Annotated in this window: 16 protein-coding genes; 4 read left to right on the top strand and 12 right to left on the bottom strand. The window is 65.3% G+C overall.

Features of this window, described 5'->3' with window-relative positions:
- Positions 1-85: 85 nt before the first annotated feature.
- The 3 genes from D8M36_RS04750 to D8M36_RS04740 are packed head-to-tail and all read right to left on the bottom strand — an operon-like array spanning position 86 to position 6,142.
- The gene (locus D8M36_RS04750) at positions 86-2,809 is read right to left on the bottom strand and encodes a hypothetical protein (RefSeq protein WP_126847142.1); all 2,724 of its coding nucleotides are present in this window, start codon (positions 2,807-2,809) and stop codon (positions 86-88) included.
- Complete coding sequence (locus D8M36_RS04745; RefSeq protein ID WP_126847140.1) at positions 2,806-4,734, bottom strand: thioredoxin-like domain-containing protein; 1,929 nt, start codon at positions 4,732-4,734, stop codon at positions 2,806-2,808. The genes D8M36_RS04750 and D8M36_RS04745 overlap by 4 nt, the downstream gene beginning before the upstream one ends.
- Before the next feature lies 1 nt (position 4,735).
- Positions 4,736-6,142 (bottom strand): HAD family hydrolase, encoded by a 1,407-nt coding sequence (locus D8M36_RS04740; RefSeq protein ID WP_126847138.1) that lies wholly within the window; start codon positions 6,140-6,142, stop codon positions 4,736-4,738.
- Positions 6,143-6,264: 122 nt separating this feature from the next.
- Between D8M36_RS04740 and D8M36_RS04735 the strand changes: the two genes are divergently transcribed.
- On the top strand, positions 6,265-7,671 hold the full coding sequence (locus tag D8M36_RS04735; RefSeq protein WP_126847136.1) for an NAD(P)-binding domain-containing protein: 1,407 nt from the start codon (positions 6,265-6,267) through the stop codon (positions 7,669-7,671).
- On the opposite strand, the gene D8M36_RS04730 is transcribed toward D8M36_RS04735, so the two are convergent.
- The 7 genes from D8M36_RS04730 to D8M36_RS04700 are packed head-to-tail and all read right to left on the bottom strand — an operon-like array spanning position 7,610 to position 15,133.
- Complete coding sequence (locus tag D8M36_RS04730) at positions 7,610-9,436, bottom strand: copper resistance D family protein (protein WP_126847134.1); 1,827 nt, start codon at positions 9,434-9,436, stop codon at positions 7,610-7,612. The two genes, D8M36_RS04735 and D8M36_RS04730, sit on opposite strands and share 62 nt — an antisense overlap.
- The gene (locus D8M36_RS04725) at positions 9,433-9,822 is read right to left on the bottom strand and encodes a fluoride efflux transporter FluC (protein ID WP_065248383.1); all 390 of its coding nucleotides are present in this window, start codon (positions 9,820-9,822) and stop codon (positions 9,433-9,435) included. The genes D8M36_RS04730 and D8M36_RS04725 overlap by 4 nt, the downstream gene beginning before the upstream one ends.
- Positions 9,819-10,376: a fluoride efflux transporter CrcB gene (gene crcB, locus D8M36_RS04720; RefSeq protein WP_238638397.1), complete on the bottom strand. Its 558-nt coding sequence runs from the start codon at positions 10,374-10,376 to the stop codon at positions 9,819-9,821. Before crcB ends, D8M36_RS04725 begins: the two co-directional genes overlap by 4 nt.
- A 17-nt stretch (positions 10,377-10,393) precedes the next feature.
- A complete protein-coding gene (locus D8M36_RS04715) occupies positions 10,394-11,857 on the bottom strand; it encodes a dihydrolipoamide acetyltransferase family protein (protein WP_126847131.1) in 1,464 nt (487 codons plus the stop codon).
- Between the two features lie 35 nt (positions 11,858-11,892).
- Entirely contained in the window at positions 11,893-12,876 is a 984-nt protein-coding gene (locus D8M36_RS04710; RefSeq protein WP_126847129.1) for an alpha-ketoacid dehydrogenase subunit beta, read from the bottom strand.
- On the bottom strand, positions 12,873-14,018 hold the full coding sequence (locus D8M36_RS04705) for a thiamine pyrophosphate-dependent enzyme (protein ID WP_126847127.1): 1,146 nt from the start codon (positions 14,016-14,018) through the stop codon (positions 12,873-12,875). Before D8M36_RS04705 ends, D8M36_RS04710 begins: the two co-directional genes overlap by 4 nt.
- 32 nt (positions 14,019-14,050) lie before the next feature.
- Positions 14,051-15,133, bottom strand: a complete 1,083-nt coding sequence (locus tag D8M36_RS04700; protein WP_126847125.1) for a histidinol-phosphate transaminase — start codon at positions 15,131-15,133, stop codon at positions 14,051-14,053.
- Between the two features lie 55 nt (positions 15,134-15,188).
- On the opposite strand from D8M36_RS04700, the gene purB reads away from it, so the two are divergent.
- The 3 genes from purB (at position 15,189) to ppdK (ending at position 19,789) form a co-directional block, all read left to right on the top strand.
- A complete protein-coding gene (gene purB, locus D8M36_RS04695) occupies positions 15,189-16,589 on the top strand; it encodes an adenylosuccinate lyase (RefSeq protein WP_126847123.1) in 1,401 nt (466 codons plus the stop codon).
- A gap of 7 nt (positions 16,590-16,596) precedes the next feature.
- Complete coding sequence (locus D8M36_RS04690) at positions 16,597-16,908, top strand: metal-sensitive transcriptional regulator (protein WP_065248388.1); 312 nt, start codon at positions 16,597-16,599, stop codon at positions 16,906-16,908.
- 148 nt (positions 16,909-17,056) lie between these two features.
- On the top strand, positions 17,057-19,789 hold the full coding sequence (gene ppdK, locus D8M36_RS04685; RefSeq protein WP_126847121.1) for a pyruvate, phosphate dikinase: 2,733 nt from the start codon (positions 17,057-17,059) through the stop codon (positions 19,787-19,789).
- On the opposite strand, the gene D8M36_RS04680 is transcribed toward ppdK, so the two are convergent.
- Positions 19,786-20,502 carry an SDR family oxidoreductase gene (locus D8M36_RS04680; protein ID WP_126847119.1) on the bottom strand — a complete coding sequence of 239 codons (717 nt, stop codon included), beginning with the start codon at positions 20,500-20,502 and terminating at the stop codon, positions 19,786-19,788. The genes ppdK and D8M36_RS04680 overlap by 4 nt on opposite strands.
- A gap of 56 nt (positions 20,503-20,558) precedes the next feature.
- On the bottom strand, positions 20,559-20,900 hold the full coding sequence (locus D8M36_RS04675) for a rhodanese-like domain-containing protein (RefSeq protein WP_126847117.1): 342 nt from the start codon (positions 20,898-20,900) through the stop codon (positions 20,559-20,561).
- Positions 20,901-20,947 lie beyond the last annotated feature (47 nt).

Raw genomic sequence — 20,947 nt, 5'->3', positions numbered from 1 at the left:
AGCACGATGTAGATCCGCGAGGGATGAGAACGCCCCGCACCGGTAGTTTTCCGGCGCGAGAAGTTCACACCTGCGCAATTCAGCTCTACTTCCGTTGACGCCCGCGTTTCTTGTTCGGAACCTCAGGCCCACCGAAGATTGCAGCGCCAAGATCATCGATATCGGCCGCAGTCGAGCCGTCCGAGGAACCGTCAGCAGTTTCGACCGATTCGCGCGAATCATCGTCACCCTCGGCCGTCTTACTCACACCGCGCTTCTTCGAGGGCTTACGCGCCTTTCGGCCACCCGAGCCTCGTGTGGACTGCGCCGCCGATTTCTTCGACTGTACCTGCGTACTCGAGGCCTTCTCGCGCACCGTTTTCGAGGCGCGCGACTCCCGATCAACGCTTTCGCTCGCTTCTCGCAAATTGTCGGCGAGATCGACCTGCTCGAGGCCCCGCGACAGCACGATCGGGACGACGAGCACCATGAGGGCCGCGACCACGATGATGACCCGCACGAGAGGATGCGTCCCCTCATCTCCCGTGAGAGACACGACTGCGGGAGCGGCCGCGAGCGTCATGAGCACCGCGATGACACCGAAGCCAGAGGCGCCGGCAAGAGAGAACGTGAGCGCCAATCGCGCACGCGCCTCCGAAACTTCCGTGAGCACGCTCGAATACGCGAGAGACTCAGCGCCACCGGCCGCGCCCTGCTCCACCCGAGCGCGGGCGGCCTCACTCGAGGCGACGCGCATGTGCGCTGCGGCCACCACAAGGCCCGACGCCGCTACAGCGCCCACCGCAAAGGCCGGAAGTGAGGCTGCGCCGAGCCCGAAACCGCACAGGACCGGGGCCAGCAGTGCGCACATCACCACGATTGCGGAGGTGCGGCGAAGTGCGCTTTCAAGGCCCTCGAAACCAAGGTCATCGTCAAAATCCCCCGAGTCCTCAGCCCCCGCACCATCGCCTGCCCGGTCAGAAAGGGCAATACGCGCCTCGGTCACCGCATTGGCGAGCACAGCGCGCGCGGGCGTCGCCACGAACGCCGAGACCGCAAGAACCGCAACGATCCCGAAGAAAAAGCCGAGAACAACCGTCGGCGAATCAATGCTCAATGCACGCAGCTGCCTGTCGGCCCACAGCGCGCCCTGCTGAGGCGCCGCGCGCATCGCCCCCGCGATCGGTGCCACGGTTGGAAGGGCGGCCACGCTCGACAACAGCGCGAGAAGGGCGCCTGCAAGGGCCTCGTGGGAGGGGCCATCGGCGGCGGCGTGGGGATCCTTAGCGTCAGGGCGTCCGACGCTTGCCGCGCCACCGTCGGATTCCAGGACGATACTCGCATCGCCCGCGATCGCCGAGAATCCGCCCCACATCACTGCCGCGGCGGCAGCGGCGAGTGCGAGCAGATAGTAACCGAGGTAGGCGATTCCAGCGGCGGCCGTCGCAAGGCCCCATGCCGCGGCGATACCGAGCAGGGCGGCAATGGCGAGCAGTGCTAGTGCGCGACTGGAACCGAGGCCCACCGCCGACGGGCTGATACGCCCGAAGCGCGCCGCGACAATCCCGCGCGAGGAGCCTTCTCCCATGGCGGTCTCGGCTCGCACATGCGGCCACACGATCGCGAGGCCCGCAAGGAGGGCGAGTGCGCCTCCAATGACGAGCGCGAGACCCGTCACGAACGAGGGGTTGATCGCGTGCAACATGAGCGTATCGACCACGCTTTGCGCTTCGGGGGCATCACCCACGTTGGCGTAGAAGTCAGGGAATTGCGCGACGATCTTCTCGATGAGAGGTTCCACCTCATCACGCGCAACGGAACTGGGCGCCTGCTGAGTGCCCGAGTCGACGAAGAGTGACACGAGCAACGGGTCGTTGAATTCTCCGAGCCCCACTTCGGCCATGCGGAGATTCGCGTAGCGAGTGGGCAGCCACAGGGTGAGCAACGAGCCCACGAGAGCGAGCGGAATGATTCCCGTGAGTCCGGCGCTCACAAAACGCGAGGAACGCGTTGATCCGGCGGGTATGACACACGAAGCGATGAGCGCCGCGAGTGCGCCACAAAAGAGCAGCAGCGCGGACACTATTCCCGCGAGCCCCACAATGGGCACGCCCAGCGTCATAATCGCGCCACCAAGAAGGGCGGCAAGCGCAGCGGAATCGACGGCACGAAGAGGGCCACGGGCGAGCCTCGGCGAGAGGGAGGCGGAGGGAACGGCGTCCCGTTCACGCGAGTGCTCGAGTGCGCCAACATCGATGAGCGCTCCCGTCTCTCCCAACAGCGAGAGCGCGACACCGGAACGCAGCGCCGCCCCACCTACGGCAAGTCCGAGCGCAACGAGAAGCAAAAGCGGCCCCGCATCGGCATGTTTCACGACGACGAGGGCGATGAGCATAAGCGTTGCAGCGCCCACGCCGATTCCGCGCACGCTTCCCGAAAGGGCCCGCGCGCGCGAAAGGCGCGGCTTCCTCGCGGGCTCCTCGGCTTCGTTCGAAACAGGAGCGCCCTCGCTCACGCGTGCGACCACGAGCGCGCCGAGCACCGCGACGGCAACGGCGAGGATGCTGCCGAGAAACACGGAACCGCCGCGCAACACCCGATCACCGGCATCGCCGGGGGCAAGGGCCACGAGGACTCCCGCGCCGAGCCCGCCCCACAGGGCCGAATGCGATGCGGCCGTCACGAGCGTGCCGATCCGCGGCGCACGCTCATCGAAGCCGTCGCCACCACGCGCAAGCCACACCCACGGGTGAGCGAGGGCCACAAGCGAAAGAACGCCGGCGGCAACGAGCATCCAGCCGGTGTCGGCCCCGAGACTGAAGGCACTCATGCGAGAAGCGAGAGGACGAGCGCGCGCGTGCCCTCCTCGGTCAGCGTGATCGGCACGCCCCAGTCTTGCTGGTGCATGTGGCACGCGGGGAACTCTACGCTCGGGTCGGCGTCGCACGAGGCAGCGCGCGCACTGACGTGAATGACGCCTTCGCTGTAGTTCGGGTCGAGCTCAATCTCGCGCTCGAGTTCGCTCGAGGTTCCGCCTCCGCTCACGAGCATCGCCGGCGGTGTCGTCGAGACGCTCACCTGGACTGCCGGGCCGAAGGAGTCGTCGAGCTTGTGCCCCTCGGGAGGGGTGAAGGCGACCTTCACGGTGAGCGGCCCCGCATTCGAGACCGCAGTTGCCGGTCGTTCGGTCTGCTGCGCCCCTTCATCGATGACCTGCTCAGCGGCGGGCGAAATGGAGATCCACGTGAGCTTGTGCGCGCCGGATTCCACAACGATGAGCTGCGCGAGCCCGTCGATCGGATCAACAACGATCAGGTCGCTCGGCTCCGAGAGCCCCGTCGCAACGGTCACCACGGAATCGTGAATCGGGTCGATGATGCGCACCGCGCCGTTGTAGGTATCGGCAACCGCGAGGCGACCGTCGGCAAGGACGGTGATACCGAGCGGATGCTGCAGCCTGGCCTTCTCGAGCGGCCCGTCCACGTGGCCGAAATCGAACAGGCCCTCGCCCACGAGTGTCGTGACCTCACTGCGATCCGCGGCGATCACGCGCACCGCGCTTGTTTCCGCATCCGCAACGAACACCGTTCCGTTCGCATCAACGGTGACACCCGAGGGCTGCGCCCACCACGAGCGCACGAGCGCGCCATCCACGAGCCCCTCTTGGGTCGTTCCCGCGAGCACCGCAAGGGCACCCACGTCCACGAACTCACCATCATCATTGAGCGCCGCGGGCCGGTAGGTCCACATCTGGTGGATGCCGGCCATCGCGATCACGATCTGCCCGGAAACGCCATCCCACTCCACGTCCCACGGGGTTGAGAGGGCGAACTGGATCGGGGTGCCCATGCCGGTAGGCAGGGCCTGGCCCTGCATCCACTGCTCACCGTTGCCGGCGAGGGTAAACACGTGGCTCTCGATTCGGGGGCGCAGGAGCCGACGCCTGCCGAGCTGCACACCGCGCAAACGGTGATTCCCGGTGTCGGCAATCACGAGGTCGTAGCCCACCTGGTCGGCGATCTCGGGGGGAAGCACGGCGATACCGTTCGGCTGAGAGAACTGCGCCTCGGCCGCGTCACCGTCATTCCAGCCGCGCTCACCCGTGCCGATCACTTCGTCGACACTCACGCCATCGGCTTCGAACACCACGAGGCGGTTTTGCCCCGCGTCGCTCACGACGATGCGCCCATCGGGCAAAAGGCCACCTTTCGAGGGGAAACGCAGCGTGTGAAGTTCGGACTGCTCGAGAACGGTCGGGGCATCGCCGCGCACGAGGCTACCGTCGGACTCCGCCTCACTCACGAGGCGAGAGATGATCCCGTCAAGGTTCGCCGCGTGCCCCTCCCCCGACATTGACGCCGCGATGCGTCCGTGCGTGTCGAGAACCATGAGGGTCGGCCAGGCCTTGGCGCCATATTCGCTCCACGTGCGCAGGTCGGGATCGTCGAGAACGGGATGCTCAACGCCGTAGCGTTCGATGTTGGCGATAAGGGCGTCGTGATCGCGTTCGAACGAGAATTTCGGGGAATGCACGCCGATCACGACGACTTCTTGCGACCATTTCTCCTCGAGAGGGCGCAGTTCATCGAGGACGTGCAAGCAATTCACGCAGCAGAAAGTCCAAAAGTCGAGGATCACGATCTTGCCGCGCAGATCCTCGAGGCTCAGATCGACCCCGCCGGTGTTGAGCCAGGAACGGCCGAGCAGTTCGGAGGCGCGGGGGCGTGCGGTTTCGCGGAAGTTCTCGCTCGTCATGTCAGTCCTGCTTTCGGTTCGGCCAGCTCTTCACCCACGCGAGAAAATCAGGGTCGCTCAAGGAGGAGAGCGTCACGTCGGCGACGTCGATCGGTTGCCCCGTCGAGGGAATCCCGATGAGGGTCATGCCAGCGGCTTTTGCGGCGCGCGCCCCGATCGGCGAATCCTCAAACGCGAGGCACCGGGAGGGCTCGCACCCGAGTGCTTTCGCGCCGGCCTCGTACATGTCGGGGGCGGGCTTCGGGTTTTCGACGGTACTCGCGCTTTGGAGACTCTCACAATATTCAATGAGGCCAGCGCCCGTGAGTTTCTTCTCGAGAATCTCGTGCCACGAGTTGGAGGCAACCGCGATCGGCACCTTAGTCGAGGCAAGTGCGAGGAATTCGCGCGCTCCCGGCATCACGGGGACGCTGCTTCCCAGCCGCGACTGGAAATCGTCGGTCACGAGTTGTTGCACATGAGCAGGGTCCTGGCCCGTCATCTCGCCGAGGATATCGGCGGTCTGCTCAAGGGTTGTGCCCATGAGCGCTCCAAGGTCCTCTTCGGTGGGACTCACGCCCGCATCGTAGAGAACCTTGAGCTGCGTCTCGGTCCACAGCGCCTCGGTATCGAGAAGGAGGCCGTCGCAATCGGTCACGATCGCTTCGGGGATTTCGTGGCGCACGAGTCCAAGCGCGTTGTACACGGGCGAATAACCTTTGCGGCGATCGGGCCACGTCGCGGCCCATTCACGAAGGCCGGCATCGCCGATCGCCTCGATCTCGAGTTCGCCCTCGGGATTCTGACCGGGGATCGTGGGAGCGACGATGAGTCGGCACCCAGCCGCGGAGGCCGCCTGTGCGCCCGTTTCCGAATCCTCAATCGCGAGGGTGCGTTCGGGGGCGACGCCAAGCAGTTCGCACGCGCGCACGTAGATGTCGGGGGCGGGCTTGGGGTTTGGAACGTCGTCGAGGGAGACAACGTGGTCGACGTAGGGCAAAAGGCCGACGTCGGCAAGCTCGCTCACGAGCGGGGCGCGGTTGCTGTTCGACGCCACGGCAACGGGGATGCGGGAGCTCGCAGCTTTGAGGAGCTCAGCGGCGCCCGGAAGAACGGGGATGCCCTCGGCAAGCTTGGCGAAGTAGATCTTTTTGAGGGCTTCGCCCACTTCCTCGGGGATCTCCCCCGTGAGCTCGGCGATCGCGATGACCACGTCCTTCACGTCACGGCCCACAAGCCACCGGCGGCGCTCCTCGTCCATTTCGAGGGAGCGTGCCTCAAGGTATTCGACTTGGGTGTCTTCCCACAGGCTCTGGGTGTTGAGGAGAACGCCGTCACAATCGAAAACGATCGCTTCGGGGGTGAAGGTTCCGAAGGTCTCGTGGAAGGGCGCAAGGCTGGGCGAAAAAGGCTCTGCGTAGTCGCTCATAGTGCCTCCACCATACGCAGCGGCCCTGAGAAGAGACCGTTCCCATCACAGCTTTTTTGCACGCGAGCGCCCTAGCATGTGGAACGTTAATCTTGCGTCGCTCTGGAAGGCATACCCCCGCCATGACTGCACTCACACGCGGATCCGTTCTTGTGATCGGAGCCGGCCCCTCGGGCCTCGCGGCCGCAGCCGCCCTGTCCTCACTCGGCGTGGAGTTCGATCTGGTGGATACGCAAAACCACGTGGGTGGCGTATGGAACGTCGCAAACGAGGATGCCCCAACCTGGCCGAGCATGAAACTCGCCACCTCGAAGTCTCACACCCAGTTTGACGATCTGCGCATGCCCGTGAGCTTCCCCTCATTCCCCTCCACCGATGAATACGCGACCTACCTTCGCGCCTACGCCTCCCATCACGGCCTCACGGAGCGTTTTGAGCCGAACAAGGCCGTGCGCAGCGCCCGCTCGTTTGGCGAGGGCCAATGGGAAGTAGATTTCTCCTCGGGCGAAGTGCGCCCCTACACCGGCATTATCGCCGCGCACGGCGTCTCGCAGCGTCCGTTCCTTCCACCGCTGTGGCATGAGGCTCGTGAATCGGGCGTGCGCACGATTCATTCGAAGAACTTCCTCGGGGGCGAAGAAACGACCGAGAAGAACGTGCTCGTGATCGGTGGCGGCCAAGAGGCTGCCGACGTCGCCGTTGAACTCGCAAAGGCCAACCGCCGCGTGGCCCTCCATCCCACCGAGGCGCACTGGGTTGTGCCGCGCACGTGGGGCCCGTTCGCCGGTGACTCGCTCGCGAGGCTCGAGCCGACCTTCCTCGGTCGCGCCTTCAACGACACCGTCGCCGAGAAGCTCATCGAGCGCGCGATTGGCCGCCCCGAGGCCGTGGGGCTGCCAAAGCCCAAGGTTTCAGTCATGGAAGATGAGCCGATCGTCTCGGATTCCTTCCTTAAGCTCGTGGACGAGCGCCGCATCGAAGTTCTCCAGGACGGCAGGCACTTGCCATTCACGCGCTTCGATTTGATTGTCTTCGCGACCGGCTACGAACCGGGCGTCGACTACCTCGACCCCGCGTACACGAGCGATCTCTCCCTCGGGGCGTTCCCGCGCTCACGCCGCGACCTTGCCGTGCTCGGCCAGGTGCGCGTGCTCGGAGGCGTTACCCCGATCCTCACTCAGCAGGCCGACATCGCGGCATACGCGATGAAAGAACTCCTCGAGGAGCTCGAGACGGGCACGCCGTCGCCCGCGCTCGCGCGCTTCGAAAAGCTCAAGTCACGCGCCGATGCCGATGTTCACCGCACCGCTCCCCGCCAAAGCGGCGCTGGCCTCCGCGGCGCCGTCTCGGGCGTCGCTTCCCGCGTGCGCACCGCGACGCACTCCACGCGCATCGCGGAACAAACGCCGTGGAACGAGCAGAGTAGCCTCGACTCCCTACCCGAGGATCAGCCGATCCGCCTCCCACTTACCGATCGCGAGCGTCTCCTCGCGCGCCTTGCGACCGCGCGCGCGATTTTCGAGAAGTAAGCGTCGCGCCCCACACCGCCGCCCCGTAGATCGCAACGATCACGGCGGCGAGGCCCGCGCCCACGTGTTGGTCACGGAGGGTATCGGCAAACCACGTGCGCCCCATGGCTCCAAACCAACTCGGGGCGATCGCGTACGGCGTGAACGCCATCCACGCGAGTACGGCCACGAGAGCAAAGGCGCCGAGCGCGAAGGCGCCTTTCTTCCCCGCACGCATGAGCACCACGAGCAGGGCACCGCACGCCATCATCGCGAGGTCAAGGCCAAGATTTGCGGGGTGAGATTCGAGCAGTCGGCGCATGATTGCTGGCACAAGGTAGGCGCAGGCGAGAGCGAACGCCGGCACAAGGGCGATTGCGCAGGTGAAGACCCGACGCTTGCCGAGCACACCCCGAACCCCGTCGAGAAAGGCCTCGCTTGCCCCCATCCCGAGGGCGCTTCCCGGAAGCACAAGGAGGGCGAGCGCGAGCGCGAGGTGCGCGCTGAACAGCACTCGTGAGTAGACCGCGAGCGCGCTCGAGGCGAGGAGTGGGTAAAGAACGAGAGCGAGAACGATCCAGCGCCGGTTCGGGTGATCAACTCCGCGCGCGACCCCCCGTGTGAGAAGCCACGTGAGCGCGAGGATCGACGCGCCGATCGCGAAAATATCGGGCCTCACCTGCGTGAGGGAAGCAAAACTTCGCGGATCGGGAGGAAGCGCGTAGGTCGTGAGAATGCCCGCGGGCGTGGCTGGTGGTGGGATGTTTTGCGCGGGCGGCGGCGAGCTCGACATCGCGGCGGCAAGACCGATCGCGGCGCCCATGAGGAGAATCTCGAGGAGCGCGAGTTCACGAAAGCCGGAACGCACAAGGGATGTGCGCCGCGCGAGCACGCGCCGCTGAACATAACCGAACACACCGAGAACGAGAAGCAACGCCGCCTTCGCGAGACCAAGCTGCCCATATGGATGCGTCAAGAGTTCGCTGAGTGCGCTCAAGCGCGCGAGGATCGCGAGCACACCCGAGAGGGCAAGGCCGATCCACGCGAGGAGCGCGAGGGAAGAGAAACGCTCGACCGCGCGCCGCATTTCGGGCTCATCGTCACCGTGGAGTGCGGGGAGGAATTGCAGCACCAGGAGCGGCCCGACCCACACCGAGAAGGCGAGGAGGTGGAAGAACATCGAGCTCGTCGCACTTTCGTGGCTCACGCTTCCCGCGGCGTGCCCCGTCATGCCCTTGGCAACGACCGCGCCGAGAGCCGTGAAGGTTGTGGCTCTGGCGGTTCGCGTGCCCGTTCCCGATACCCCGACGGCGCTCGCGAGTGCGGTTGCGGCGATCGCGGTAATGCTCCATACGCCAAGGTCGCTCGCGGCGAACACGCCGATATCGGAACCGAAGTGGGCCGAAAATAGAGGTTGGCCGGAGGAGAGCGAATACGCGAGGATGAACTGGACGATGAGGAGGAGGGTCCATGCGATCGCGCTCGCGAACGCGATCGTCATGGCGCGCTCTCGTGCGCGCACCGTCCATGCGGCGGGCTCGGGTGAGGGGTCGAGTAGCCATCCCGCGAGAATCGATCCGCCAAGCGTAAGCGCTCCCGCAGCGGCGGCGAGTGCTGCACTCACGGGGAGCAGAGTCTCGGTTGCTCGGCCCGCGTTCACGAGCAGGATTTCGGCGTCCCCTGCCGCGTAGCGCGCGCCGGCCAAGGCCGCTGCCGCGCCGCCCGCGAGGGCCACGCACGAGATAAGGAGCGCGGCGATCACCGCGCGCGTGTGCGCACGGCTCACGCAGTCACCACAATGCCAAGCCAGAACGCTGCGAGGGCCGAACCAAGGCTGAGCGCGTAGTAGCCGAGGGCCGTAACCGTGGCGCGCGAGCGCACGAGCATCACGATTTCAAGCATGAAGGTCGACATGGTCGAAAGCGCGCCGCAAAACCCTGCTCCGAACAGCGCCGCGAAGCTCGCCGCAACGAGGTCGGTCGTGCCACCGAGTCGACGCAGCACGATTGCAAGAAAGAACGAGGCAATCACGTTCGCCACGAACGTCGGCCATGGAATGGGCGAGGCGGGCTTATCGGGGCTCGTTGAGGGCTTCAGGGCGGGCACGAATGTGAGCCCGTATCGGGCTGCGGCACCGAAAGCGGCTCCGAGGGCAACGATGAGGGCGATCAAGGCGCTTCCTCCCCCTCCGCGGCGTGTTCGCGCGTGCTCATCACGCCCACGCGGTTACCCGCAACGAGGCCCACCATGACCGCGAGGACGCATACGAGGACGCTCGCGGTCACGTATTTAAAAGCTTCGAGCGGGAAGCCCGCGCCAATGATCGCGGCAATCTCGCTCGTGAATGTGCTCATCGTCGTGAAACCGCCACAAAATCCGGTGCCGAGCACAAGCTTGCACTGGGCATACTTCGGTGGTCGCTCGTCCCAATAACCCGTGAGCACGCCGAGGATCAAGCATCCAAGAAAGTTGGCAGCGAGTGTGCCCCACGGGAGATCGACGAGCGTCAGGGTCGTGGTGGCAGGGAGGATCACCGAAAGGGCATAGCGCACAACCGCACCGGCGGCGCCGCCGAGCGCCACCCACGGGGCGCCCTTACGGAAGGGCAGCGGCTTGGGCTCAACGCGCACCGCGGCCGTGTCCGTGCTCGTGACGGCCGCGAATTCGGCCGTACGCATGAGCGGGTCCTCACGGCGAAGGCTCCCGCGCTCTCCCTGGTCGTCCATCACCGCTCTAGCGTACATCAGCCCCACACGAGGCCGAGACTCGGGTTCTCGAGAACAGCCGAAACGTCACGAAGCAGCTCCGAACCGAGCGCGCCGTCGATGAGGCGGTGATCGAAACTCAGCGCGAGTGAGCACACCTTGCGAGAGACGATCTCGCCATCCACGACCCACGGCTTGTTCTTAATCGCGCCGAAGCCGAGGATGACTGACTCGCCAGGATTGAGGATCGGGGTGCCCGAATCAATGCCGAACACACCGAAGTTCGTGATCGTGATCGTGCCGTTGCGGGTTGCGGAGAGCGGCGTTTGCCCCGCACGCGCCGTTTGCGCGAGGTCGTTGATGCTCACGGCAAGCTCGCGCAGCGTAAGAAGGTGAGCATCCTTGATATTTGGCACGATGAGGCCGCGCGGGGTAGCTGCGGCGATGCCGAGGTTCACGAAGTGTTTGTAGACGATCTCCTGGCTTTCCTCGTCCCACGAGGCGTTGACCTCGGGATTGCGGCGAATCGCGACGAGGAGCGCCTTCGCGAGCACAACGAGCGGGGAGATTTTGACGTCTTTCCACTCGCGGCTTTTCTTGAGCGTGTCGAGCAGTTCAAGGGTTGCGGTCATATCGACCTCGTTGAACACCGTGACGTGCGGCGCTGTAAACGCCGAGCTCACCATTGCTTCGGCGGTGCGTTTACGCACGCTGCGGATCGGTACGCGCGTCGTCTGCTCGTCGCTCGTCACCCCCGGGAACGGCTGGCTCTTCGGGGTTTTCATGTGCCCGGCAAGGTTCTCCGGCGCCTGCTTCTCTTCGCTCGGGAAGAAGCTTCCGGTCTGATCGGGGTTCTGCGCGGGGTGCTGTTCGAGCGAGCGCTGCGACGCGGCGATGACGTCTTGACGGGTCACGACTCCCCCGCGTCCTGTCGCGAGTACCTCGTGAAGGGCCACGCCAAGGTCTTTCGCGAGCTTGCGCACGGGCGGCTTTGCGAGAATGCGGTCGATCGGCACCTGAGGCTCGGACCCGCTTTGCGCGATCGCACGCTTTTTCCTTCGCGGGGTGGGGGTTTCACGCGCGCCGTACCCCACGAGGGTCTTCGGTTCGGCATCATCGGCGGTGTCGGCGGTGTCGGAGGTGTCGGAGGTGTCGGAGGTTCCGGTGGTGCCGACGGTGTCGGTGGTGTCGGCGGCGTTTGTGCGCTCGGCGGCAGCAACGGTGGGAGTCTCCGGTTCCGACGCCTGCTCCGCCTCCGGCGAAGTCTCAATATCGAACATGGGCTCGCCCACGTTGAGCTCATCGCCTTCCTTCACGTGGACCTTGGCAACGATGCCTGCGACGTGCGAAGGAAGCTCCACCGCACTCTTCGCCGTCTCAACGGTCACGACGGGGTCGTTGATCTCGACCCGATCGCCCTCCTTCACCTTGATCTCGATGATCTCTGCCTCGGTGAGGCCCTCGCCGGGATCGGTGAGGCAAATCTGGGTGATGCTACTCATGAGGGAACCTTTCGGGTGAGTCGATGCTCGATAGATCAGTGCTCGAGGGAGCGGTCAACGGCGTCAAGAACGCGTTCGAGGTCGGGCAGGTAGGCGTGCTCCATGCGCGCCGGCGGATACGGCGTGTGGTAGCCGCCCACGCGCATAACGGGGGCCTCCAGGCTATAGAAGCAGCGCTCCGTGAGGCGCGCCGCGATCTCGCCTCCGAGGCCACCGAAGACGGGAGCCTCGTGAACGATGACGAGCCGGCCCGTTTTCGTGACGGAGGCCTGGAGACAATCGAAATCGATCGGGTTGAGGCTGCGCAGGTCGATCACTTCGAGCGAGAGGCCGTCGTCCTCTGCGGCCTGGGCTACCTCGAGAGCCACGGGGACCGTCGGACCCCATGAGACGAGCGTGAGATCCGCACCTTCTCGCACGACGTTCGCCTCCCAGTGCTTGAGCGCGGGCCTGTTTTCGGTGTCCACTTCGCCCTTCACCCAGTAACGACGCTTCGGCTCGAGCATGATGACGGGGTCATCCGATTCGATTGCCTGGCGCGTGAGCCAGTAGGCGTCGTTCGCGTTGGAGGGCGTGAGAATCCGCAGACCAGCGGTGTGGGCGAAGAGCGCCTCGGGGCTTTCCGAGTGGTGCTCAACAGCGCCGATACCACCGCCATAGGGGATGCGGATGACAACGGGCATCCGCACGCGCCCCTCGGTGCGGTAGTGGGTCTTCGCGAGTTGGGTCGTGATCTGGTTGTAGGCGGGGAACACGAAGCCGTCGAACTGAATCTCGCAAATCGGGCGGTAGCCGCGATAGGCAAGACCCACGGCCGAGCCCACAATGCCGGCCTCACCGAGTGGCGTATCGACGACGCGGAGATCACCGAATTCGTCGAGGAGGCCCTGCGTCACGCGGAATACGCCGCCGAGCCGGGCGATGTCCTCTCCCATGAGCATGACCTTTTCGTCCGCGCGCATTGCTTCGCGGATCCCCAGGTTGATCGCGCGGGCGATCGGGAGCTTTTCGATGCTCACTTGCCCTCGCCCTCCTCTTCAAACTGTTCGATGTAGCGAATGTACTCGGCGCGCTCCTCGGCCACGAGGGGGTGTTCGTCAACGTACACGTGATCGAAAATCTGGATCGGATCCGGATCCTCAAGAGCGTGAATGTGGTGGTGGAGGCTCATGGAAAGATCGTGGCCCTCCTCCTTGCAACGCTCCACAAAGGCGGCATCCAGCTGATCCTCGCGCTTGAGATACGCCTCAAAACGCTCGATCGGATCGAGCGCCGCCCAGTGTTTCTCCTCGTCTTCGCCACGATAGATGCGGGGCTCGTCGCTCGTCGTGTGCGCGTTCATGCGGTAGGTGAGTGCTTCGATGAAGCGGGGCCCTTCCCCGCCGCGCGCCGCATCGAGCGCAAGCCGGCTCACGGCGTAACTCGCGAGCACATCGTTGCCGTCAACGCGCACCGAGGGGATACCCCAGCCGCGGCTGCGCTGGGCGAGAGGGACGCGGGTCTGCACGCTCGTCGCGGTCGAGATCGCCCACTGATTGTTCTGCGAAAGAAACACGATCGGGGCCTCGAAACTCGCGGCCCACGTAAAGGCCTCGGAGACTTCTCCCTCAGAGCTCGCGCCGTCGCCAAAGAGCGCGAGGACGGCCGTGTCGACCTCCGCATCGCCCGTACCGCATGCGCCATCGCGCGTAATCCCCATCGCGTAGCCAACAGCTTGGGGAGCCTGCGCACCGAGCACGATCATGTAGGGATGCGTCATGAGTTCGCGCGGGTCCCAGCCACAGTGGTTGATGCCGCGCCACACTTCAAGGAGCTTCCACGGCTCGATACCGCGCGCCCACGCGACGCCGTGCTCGCGGTAGGTGGGAACGAGATAGTCGTGGGCGCGGGCAGCGTGCCCCGCACCGATCTGCGCGGCCTCCTGGCCAACGGCACTCGCCCAGAGTCCTAGTTGACCCTGCCGCTGCAAGGCGGTCGCCTCGTGATCGGCGGCGCGCACGATCACCATGTCGCGGTAGAAACCACGCAGGTCATCAAAGTCGAGGTGCGCGAGCGCGGCATCGAGTTCGTCATGCGGCGTGCGTGTGCCGTCGGGCGAAAGAAGCTGGAGCGTCGGCTCGCTAGAAGCGGGGGTGGGAATCGCGGTCTGGAAAACACTCACGAAACCCAGCCTAACCTACGGTGGCGTAGGTTTCAGCTTTTCTGCCCGTCCCACGCCTGCGCAATGCCGATCAGGCGCGAATTCGCGGCCTCTTCCGCAATCGTGATCCGGCAACCGTCGGACCCATACCCCCGCACCACGAGACCCCGCTCGAGCGCGAACTGCACGAACTCCTCTGTGCGCTCGCCGAGCGGGAGGTACACGAAGTTGCCGTGCGACGGCACGAGCGCGCAGCCAAGGTTCAAGCCTTCAAGGGCGTGCTGCACCCGCGAGCGCTCCCGGCGAATCCACTCGACCCGCTCGGCAAGCTCGCTCCGGGCCGGCTCCTCGAGCGCCACGCACGCGGCGGTCTGAGCAAGGCTCGAGGCACCGAAAGGAATCGCCACCTTGTCGAGGGCCTTGGCAAGGCGAGGATGAGCAATCGCGTAACCGAGGCGGAGACCCGCGATGCCGTGCACCTTCGAGAAGGTACGCACGCGCACGAGATTCTCGAAATCCTCGAAGGCTCGTGCCGAATCCGCGCACACACCGGGATCGGCGAATTCAACGTAGGCCTCGTCGAGCGCGACCGTCACGGTATCGGGAATGCGCTCGAGAAACGCCACGAGCTCGGGCGTCGTGAGCACCGTACCCGTGGGATTGTTCGGGGAACACAGGAAAATGAGACGAGTACGCTCCGTGACAGCCTCGGCGATTGCCTCGAGGTCGAGTTCATGAAGCTCCGTGAGGGGAACGGGGACGGCCGTCGCACCGTGGGACTGCACGAGAATCGGATACGCCTCGAAGCTCCGCCACGGAAAAATCACCTCGTCGCCCTGATCGGCGAGTGCGCGCACGAGGTCACCGAGAACGGCCGAGGCGCCCGTCGACACGTGAATCTGCGCGGGCTCTACCCCGTGCTCGGCCGCGAGGAGAGTACGAAGCTTCACCGCCGCCATGTCGGGATAGCGGTTAAGCCCCGCGAGTTCCCTCTCAAGCGCGACGCGAATCTCGGGAAGCGGCGCAAACGGCGACTCGTTCGAACTCACCTTGTACGCGTTGGCGGGCGCAGGTTTCCCCGGAACGTAGGAGGGGATCGACTCGAGTGCGCTTCGCACGTGAATGTTTTCGACCATGCAGGAATGGTACGTGCAGGGCGCACTCGCGCGCGGTCCGTGCCAAAATAGCTGCATGCGCCTCAGTGAAATTGACCCCGCTCTTCCGCTCACCCCGCTCGATGGCCGCTACCGCGCCCAGGTCGCTCCACTCGTGGATCACCTCAGCGAGGCCGCCCTCAACCGCACCCGCATGGTCGTGGAGACCGAGTGGATGATCCACCTCCTCGAACAGGGCGCGATCCCCGGCTTGCGCTCTCTCACGGAGGAAGAACGCACCCTTCTGCGCCAGATCCCCGAGGATTTCGGCGCCGATGGCATCGCCGAACACGCCGAGATCGAGCGCGAAACCGTGCACGACGTCAAAGCCGTCGAGTACTACATCAAACGCCGCCTCGCAGGCACGAGCCTCGAGCCCCTCGCCGAAATCGTGCACATCTACTGCACGAGCGAAGACATCAACAACCTTTCCTACGCCCTCATGATCAAGGGTGCCCTCGAAGACGTGTGGCTTCCGGCCCTGAAAGACCTCACCACCGATCTCGAGAATCTCGCGCGCACGTGTGCGAGCATCCCGATGCTCAGCCGCACCCACGGACAAGCCGCGACCCCCACGACTCTCGGCAAGGAAATCGCGGTCTTCGCCTATCGCCTCAAGCGCCAAATCGCCCGCCTCGAGGCCGACGAGATCCTCGGCAAAATCAACGGCGCCACCGGCACATGGGCCGCCCACGCCATCTCCGTGCCCGGCACCGACTGGCCCGCGATCGCCAAGAGCTTCGTGGAGCACCTCGGCCTCACGTGGAACCCGCTCACAACCCAGATCGAGAGTCACGACTGGCAGGCCGAGATCTACTCGGACATCGCGCGCGCGGGCCGCATCCTCCACAACCTCGCGACCGACATGTGGACGTACATCTCCCTCGGCTACTTCCGCCAGCGCTTGAGCGCCCAGGGCGGAACGGGCAGCTCGACCATGCCGCACAAGGTCAACCCCATTCGCTTCGAAAACGCCGAGGCGAACCTCGAGATCTCGGGTGCACTCTTCGATGTTCTCGCCCAGACCCTCGTGACCTCGCGCCTTCAGCGGGACCTCACCGATTCGACAACGCAGCGCAATATCGCGCCCGCCTTCGGCCACTCGCTCCTCGCAATCTCCAACCTCAAGCGAGGGCTCGCCGGCCTCGATACCGACGCCGAGCAGATGGCACGCGATCTCGACGCCAACTGGGAGGTCCTCGGAGAAGCCGTCCAATCCGTCATGCGCACGCTCGGCATTCAGGGGGTCGAGGGGATGGATTCACCGTATGAACGCCTCAAGGAACTGACGCGTGGCAAGCGCGTCGACGGCGACGCGATGCGAAAGTTCATCACGTCGCTCGGCCTTCCTGAAAAGGAGCGCGAGCGACTCCTCGCCCTCACGCCCGCGACCTACGTGGGCCTCGCGGCCTCACTCGTGGACTACCTCGAGGACTGAGCGCCGCATGAACGACTGCTGCTCGGCCCCGCACGAGACCGCACCCGGCTACCACGCCGACAAAACCGCCTACGTGCGGCGCCTGAAGCGCATCGAGGGTCAGGTGCGCGGGCTCCAGCGCATGCTCGAGGACGACACGTACTGCATCGACGTGCTCACCCAGGTCAGCGCCGTCAAACGCGCCCTCGAAGCGGTCTCGCTCGGCCTCGTCGAGGATCACGTGCGCCACTGCGTGCGGGATGCGGCCACCGACGGCTCCCCCGCCGTGATTGATGAGAAGCTCACCGAGGTGCTCACCGCCGTCAAACGCCTGATGTGAGAGTCTCGAGCGGCGCTTAGCATCCGTCGGACCCAAAATTCCGGCCGACCGGATTCCGTGCCCGCCAAAACCCTCGCGCGCTGAGCCGGCGAGGCGCACAATGGTGCCACCCCACCCGCCACAATGATGTGTTTGAGGACGGTCCGCCATGAGCGATCAGTACGTGTACCCTTTTAGCGCCGGTTCGCGCGAGCAGGTCGATCTGCTCGGCGGCAAGGGTGCGAATCTCGCCGAAATGACCCAGCTCGGGCTTCCCGTACCGCCCGGCTTCACGATCACGACCGACGCCTGTCGGTACTACATGCGCTACGGGCACGAGCCAAGTGCACTCAACGACCAGGTGAAGCGCGAACTCGCGAGTGTCGAGAAGGAACTGGGGCGCACGTTCCGCGACCCGAAAAATCCCCTGCTCGTGAGCGTGCGTTCGGGCGCAAAAGTCTCGATGCCCGGGATGATGGAAACCGTGCTCAACGTCGGCCTCAACGATGCAACGCTCGAGGGCCTCGCCGAGCTTTCGCACTCGCGGCGCTTCGCGCTCGATTCCTACCGCAGGCTCCTCCAAATGTTTGGCCGCACCGTGCTCGATATCGATGCCGAGCTTTTCGAGGCAGTTCTCGACGACGCGAAGTCGGCCGCGGGAGCCGCGAGCGATGTCGAGCTTTCGGAAGGCGACCTCGAGCGGGTCGTCGCGAGTTTCAAAGAGATCATCGAGCGGGAATCCGGCGCGCCCTTCCCGCAGGATCCGTTCACGCAGCTCACCATGAGCATCCACGCGGTGTTCGACTCGTGGAATTCGCCGCGCGCGATCGTGTACCGCAACACCGAGCGCATCCCCCACGATCTCGGCACAGCCGTCAACGTGTGCTCCATGGTGTTCGGGAACCTCGATGACCAGAGCGCGACCGGTGTCGCCTTCACGCGCGACCCCGCGACGGGTGCACGCGGCGTGTACGGCGACTTCCTTCTCAACGCCCAGGGCGAAGACGTCGTTGCGGGCATCCGCAACACGCTGAGCCTGCCCGATATGGAGAGGTTGCTTCCCGAAAACTACCGCGAACTCATCGGCATCATGGAGCAGCTCGAACAGCACTACCGCGACCTGTGCGACATCGAGTTCACGGTCGAATCGGGCAAACTGTGGATGCTCCAAACTCGCGTGGGCAAGCGCACCGCCGCTGCCGCCTTCCGCATCGCGACCGCCCTCCTCGACGAGGGAGCGATTAGCGAAAACGAAGCTCTCATGCGCGTGAGCGGAGACCAACTCTCGCGCCTCATGTTCCCCGCGTTCGATCCGCACGCCGAGCGCGTACTCCTCGCACGCGGCATGAATGCCTCCCCGGGCGCCGCTACCGGTCACGTCGCCTTTACCTCCGCCGACGTGCTCGAACGTGCGAAAGCAGGCACGCGCTCGATCCTCGTGCGCCGCGAAACCAACCCCGACGACCTCGCAGGCATGATCACCGCCGAAGGCGTGCTCACGGCGCGCGGCGGGAAGACCTCCCACGCGGCCGTCGTTGCCCGCGGTCTCGGCCGCACGTGCGTGTGCGGCGTCGAGGCATTCACGGTCGATGAGGCCGCCCGCGAAGTTCGCGTTGACGGCGAAGTGGTGCTGCGCGACGGGGATCTCGTGTCGATTGACGGCACGAGCGGTGAAGTCTTCCTCGGAGAGGTTCCCGTGCAGCCGAGCGCCGTGGCCGCCTATTTTGAATCCGGTGCAAGCCTTGAAGGCGCGACCGATATGCCACTCGAGGGCCTTGACGATGGCGAAGTCGAGCTCGTCACGAGCGTTGATCGACTCATGCGCGTCGCCGATCGCGAGCGCGCCCTACTTGTGCGCGCGAACGCCGATACTCCCGAGGATGCCGCTCGGGCGCGCCGCATGGGCGCCCAGGGCATTGGCCTCACACGCACCGAGCACATGTTCCTCGGCGATCGCCGCAAGCTCGTCGAGGACCTCATCCTTGCCGCAAGTCCCGAGGAACGCGAAGAGGCTCTCGCTGCGCTCCTCCCCCTCCAGCGCGGCGACTTCCTCGAGATGATCCGCGAGATGGACGGCCTGCCCATGACCGTGCGCCTCCTCGATCCGCCGCTCCACGAGTTCCTCCCCGACCTCACCGAACTCTCGGTGCGCATCGCGAAAGCTGAAGAGCGCGGCGAGCACAACGATCACGAGATCAAGGTGCTCGAGGCCGTGAAACGCCTGCATGAGCAGAACCCGATGCTCGGTCTTCGAGGGGTGCGGCTAGGCCTCTCTATCCCCGGCCTCTTTGGCATGCAGACCCGCGCGATCCTCGAGGCCGAAGCGAAGGCTCGCGCCGAAGGCTTGAAGCCGCAGGTGGAGATCATGATCCCGCTCGTAAGCTCCGTTCGTGAGCTGCGCGAGATCAAGAAGGAGATCTTCGCCGTGCGCGATGCGGTCACGCAGGAAACGGGCCTCAAGCTCACGACCGTGATCGGTTCGATGATCGAGTTGCCGCGCGCTGCCCTTCGTGCCGACGAAATCGCTGAGGAAGCCGAGTTCTTCAGTTTCGGCACGAACGACCTCACGCAAACCACGTGGGGCTTCTCGCGCGACGACGTCGAGGCCGGGTTCTTCTTCACCTATAAGGAGCACGGCATCCTGCTCACGAGCCCGTTCGAGTCGATCGACCAATTCGGCGTCGGCGAACTCGTGCGCATCGGCACCGAACGCGGACGCGCCGTGAACCCGGATCTCCACGTGGGCGTGTGCGGCGAACACGGTGGAGACCCGAGCTCGATTCACTTCTTCAACTGGCTCGGGCTCGACTACGTCTCGTGCTCACCGTTCCGCGTGCCAGTCGCACGGCTCGAGGCAGGCCGCGCGACGCTCAGCGTGGATGACTTCGAGATGAGTCACTAGCGCGGGCGGATGGAGAGCACGTCGACGTTCGCCTCGGGCGGGGCCGTGAGCGCGTAGCGCACGGCCTCGCCGATCGTTTCGGGTGTCATGTAGTCGCTCTCGACGTACTCACCGCCCTCGTAGGCGCGCAGTTCGCGCTGCATATCGGTCGCGACGCGCCCCGGGTGGAGCGATACGACGCGCACGCCGTTTCCGCGTTCTTCCTCGCGCAGCGCGTCGGAGAGGGCGCGCAGGGCGAACTTGGTCGCGGAATACACGGCGTTGCCGGGCTTCGACGTGAAGCCCGAGCCGGAATTCACGAACACGATCGTGCCGCGCGCCTCGCGAAGCTCCGGGAGAATCTGGGCGGTGAGAACGGCCTGCGCGGTCACGTTCATGTGGAGGGCGAACTCCCAGTCGCTCGGCTTGGTGTTCTCGACCGTGTCGCCGGCGAGTACGCCCGCGCTCAGCACGGCACCGTCAAGCCCGCCGCTGCCTGTTCCGAGGGCGCCGCTCTCGCGGGCCTCGCGCATGCCGTCAATAATTTTCTGCGAATCGGCAAGGTCCGCAAGGACATACTCGGCCGACGGTAGCTCGGCTACGAGCGCTTCGAGCGCCTTTTCGTCGCGGCCCACGAGCACGAGGTGGGCGAGGTCCTTGAGGGCAACCGCAGTCGCGCGGCCGATGCCGCGGGTCGCGCCGGTGATGAGGATGCGAGGCTGTGATGTCGTCATGTCATCACTGTGGCACGCTCGCCTCGACGAAGCCTGCCCCCGGGGGAAACCGTGGGCTACAGCACGCGACCCTGCTCCCCCTCGTCCGTGACAACGGGCAGACCCTGCATGAGCCACGCGTCCATGCCGCCGCCAACGTTGATCGCCTCAATGCCTTGCATCGCGAGCCACTGCGCGACCTGCGAGGAGCGCCCTCCTGAGCGGCACACGAGGTAAATGTCCCTCTCACGGCCCTCGTCGTCCTCCACAAAGAGCTCATCGAGGTGTGCGGCGAGGCTGCTCGCGGGAAGATGGCGAGCGCTTGGCGCGTGCCCCGCGTCCCACTCATTCTGCTCACGTATGTCGAAAAGAAGGGCGCCCTCGGGAACGCTCAGCGGGTCAACGGTCTCGAAATCCATGCGTTCAGCCTAGAGGGATTCGCTCCGGGTTGGCCACAAGCACCGGC

The organism is Dermabacter sp. HSID17554, from assembly GCF_003989295.1.
Taxonomy (GTDB): domain Bacteria; phylum Actinomycetota; class Actinomycetes; order Actinomycetales; family Dermabacteraceae; genus Dermabacter; species Dermabacter vaginalis.
The sequence above is the reverse complement of the archived record's forward strand: the minus strand, read 5'-3'. Positions and strand labels throughout refer to the sequence as shown.

Coding starts and splice junctions, on each gene's coding strand:
- D8M36_RS04675 (WP_126847117.1), bottom strand. CDS start 20,900: ATGGATTTCGAGACCGTTGACCCGCTGAGCGTTCCCGAGGGCGCCCTT.
- D8M36_RS04740 (WP_126847138.1), bottom strand. CDS start 6,142: ATGAGCGACTACGCAGAGCCTTTTTCGCCCAGCCTTGCGCCCTTCCAC.
- D8M36_RS04750 (WP_126847142.1), bottom strand. CDS start 2,809: ATGAGTGCCTTCAGTCTCGGGGCCGACACCGGCTGGATGCTCGTTGCC.
- ppdK (WP_126847121.1), top strand. CDS start 17,057: ATGAGCGATCAGTACGTGTACCCTTTTAGCGCCGGTTCGCGCGAGCAG.
- crcB (WP_238638397.1), bottom strand. CDS start 10,376: ATGGACGACCAGGGAGAGCGCGGGAGCCTTCGCCGTGAGGACCCGCTC.
- D8M36_RS04715 (WP_126847131.1), bottom strand. CDS start 11,857: ATGAGTAGCATCACCCAGATTTGCCTCACCGATCCCGGCGAGGGCCTC.
- D8M36_RS04680 (WP_126847119.1), bottom strand. CDS start 20,502: ATGACGACATCACAGCCTCGCATCCTCATCACCGGCGCGACCCGCGGC.
- D8M36_RS04735 (WP_126847136.1), top strand. CDS start 6,265: ATGACTGCACTCACACGCGGATCCGTTCTTGTGATCGGAGCCGGCCCC.
- D8M36_RS04690 (WP_065248388.1), top strand. CDS start 16,597: ATGAACGACTGCTGCTCGGCCCCGCACGAGACCGCACCCGGCTACCAC.
- D8M36_RS04700 (WP_126847125.1), bottom strand. CDS start 15,133: ATGGTCGAAAACATTCACGTGCGAAGCGCACTCGAGTCGATCCCCTCC.
- purB (WP_126847123.1), top strand. CDS start 15,189: ATGCGCCTCAGTGAAATTGACCCCGCTCTTCCGCTCACCCCGCTCGAT.
- D8M36_RS04745 (WP_126847140.1), bottom strand. CDS start 4,734: ATGACGAGCGAGAACTTCCGCGAAACCGCACGCCCCCGCGCCTCCGAA.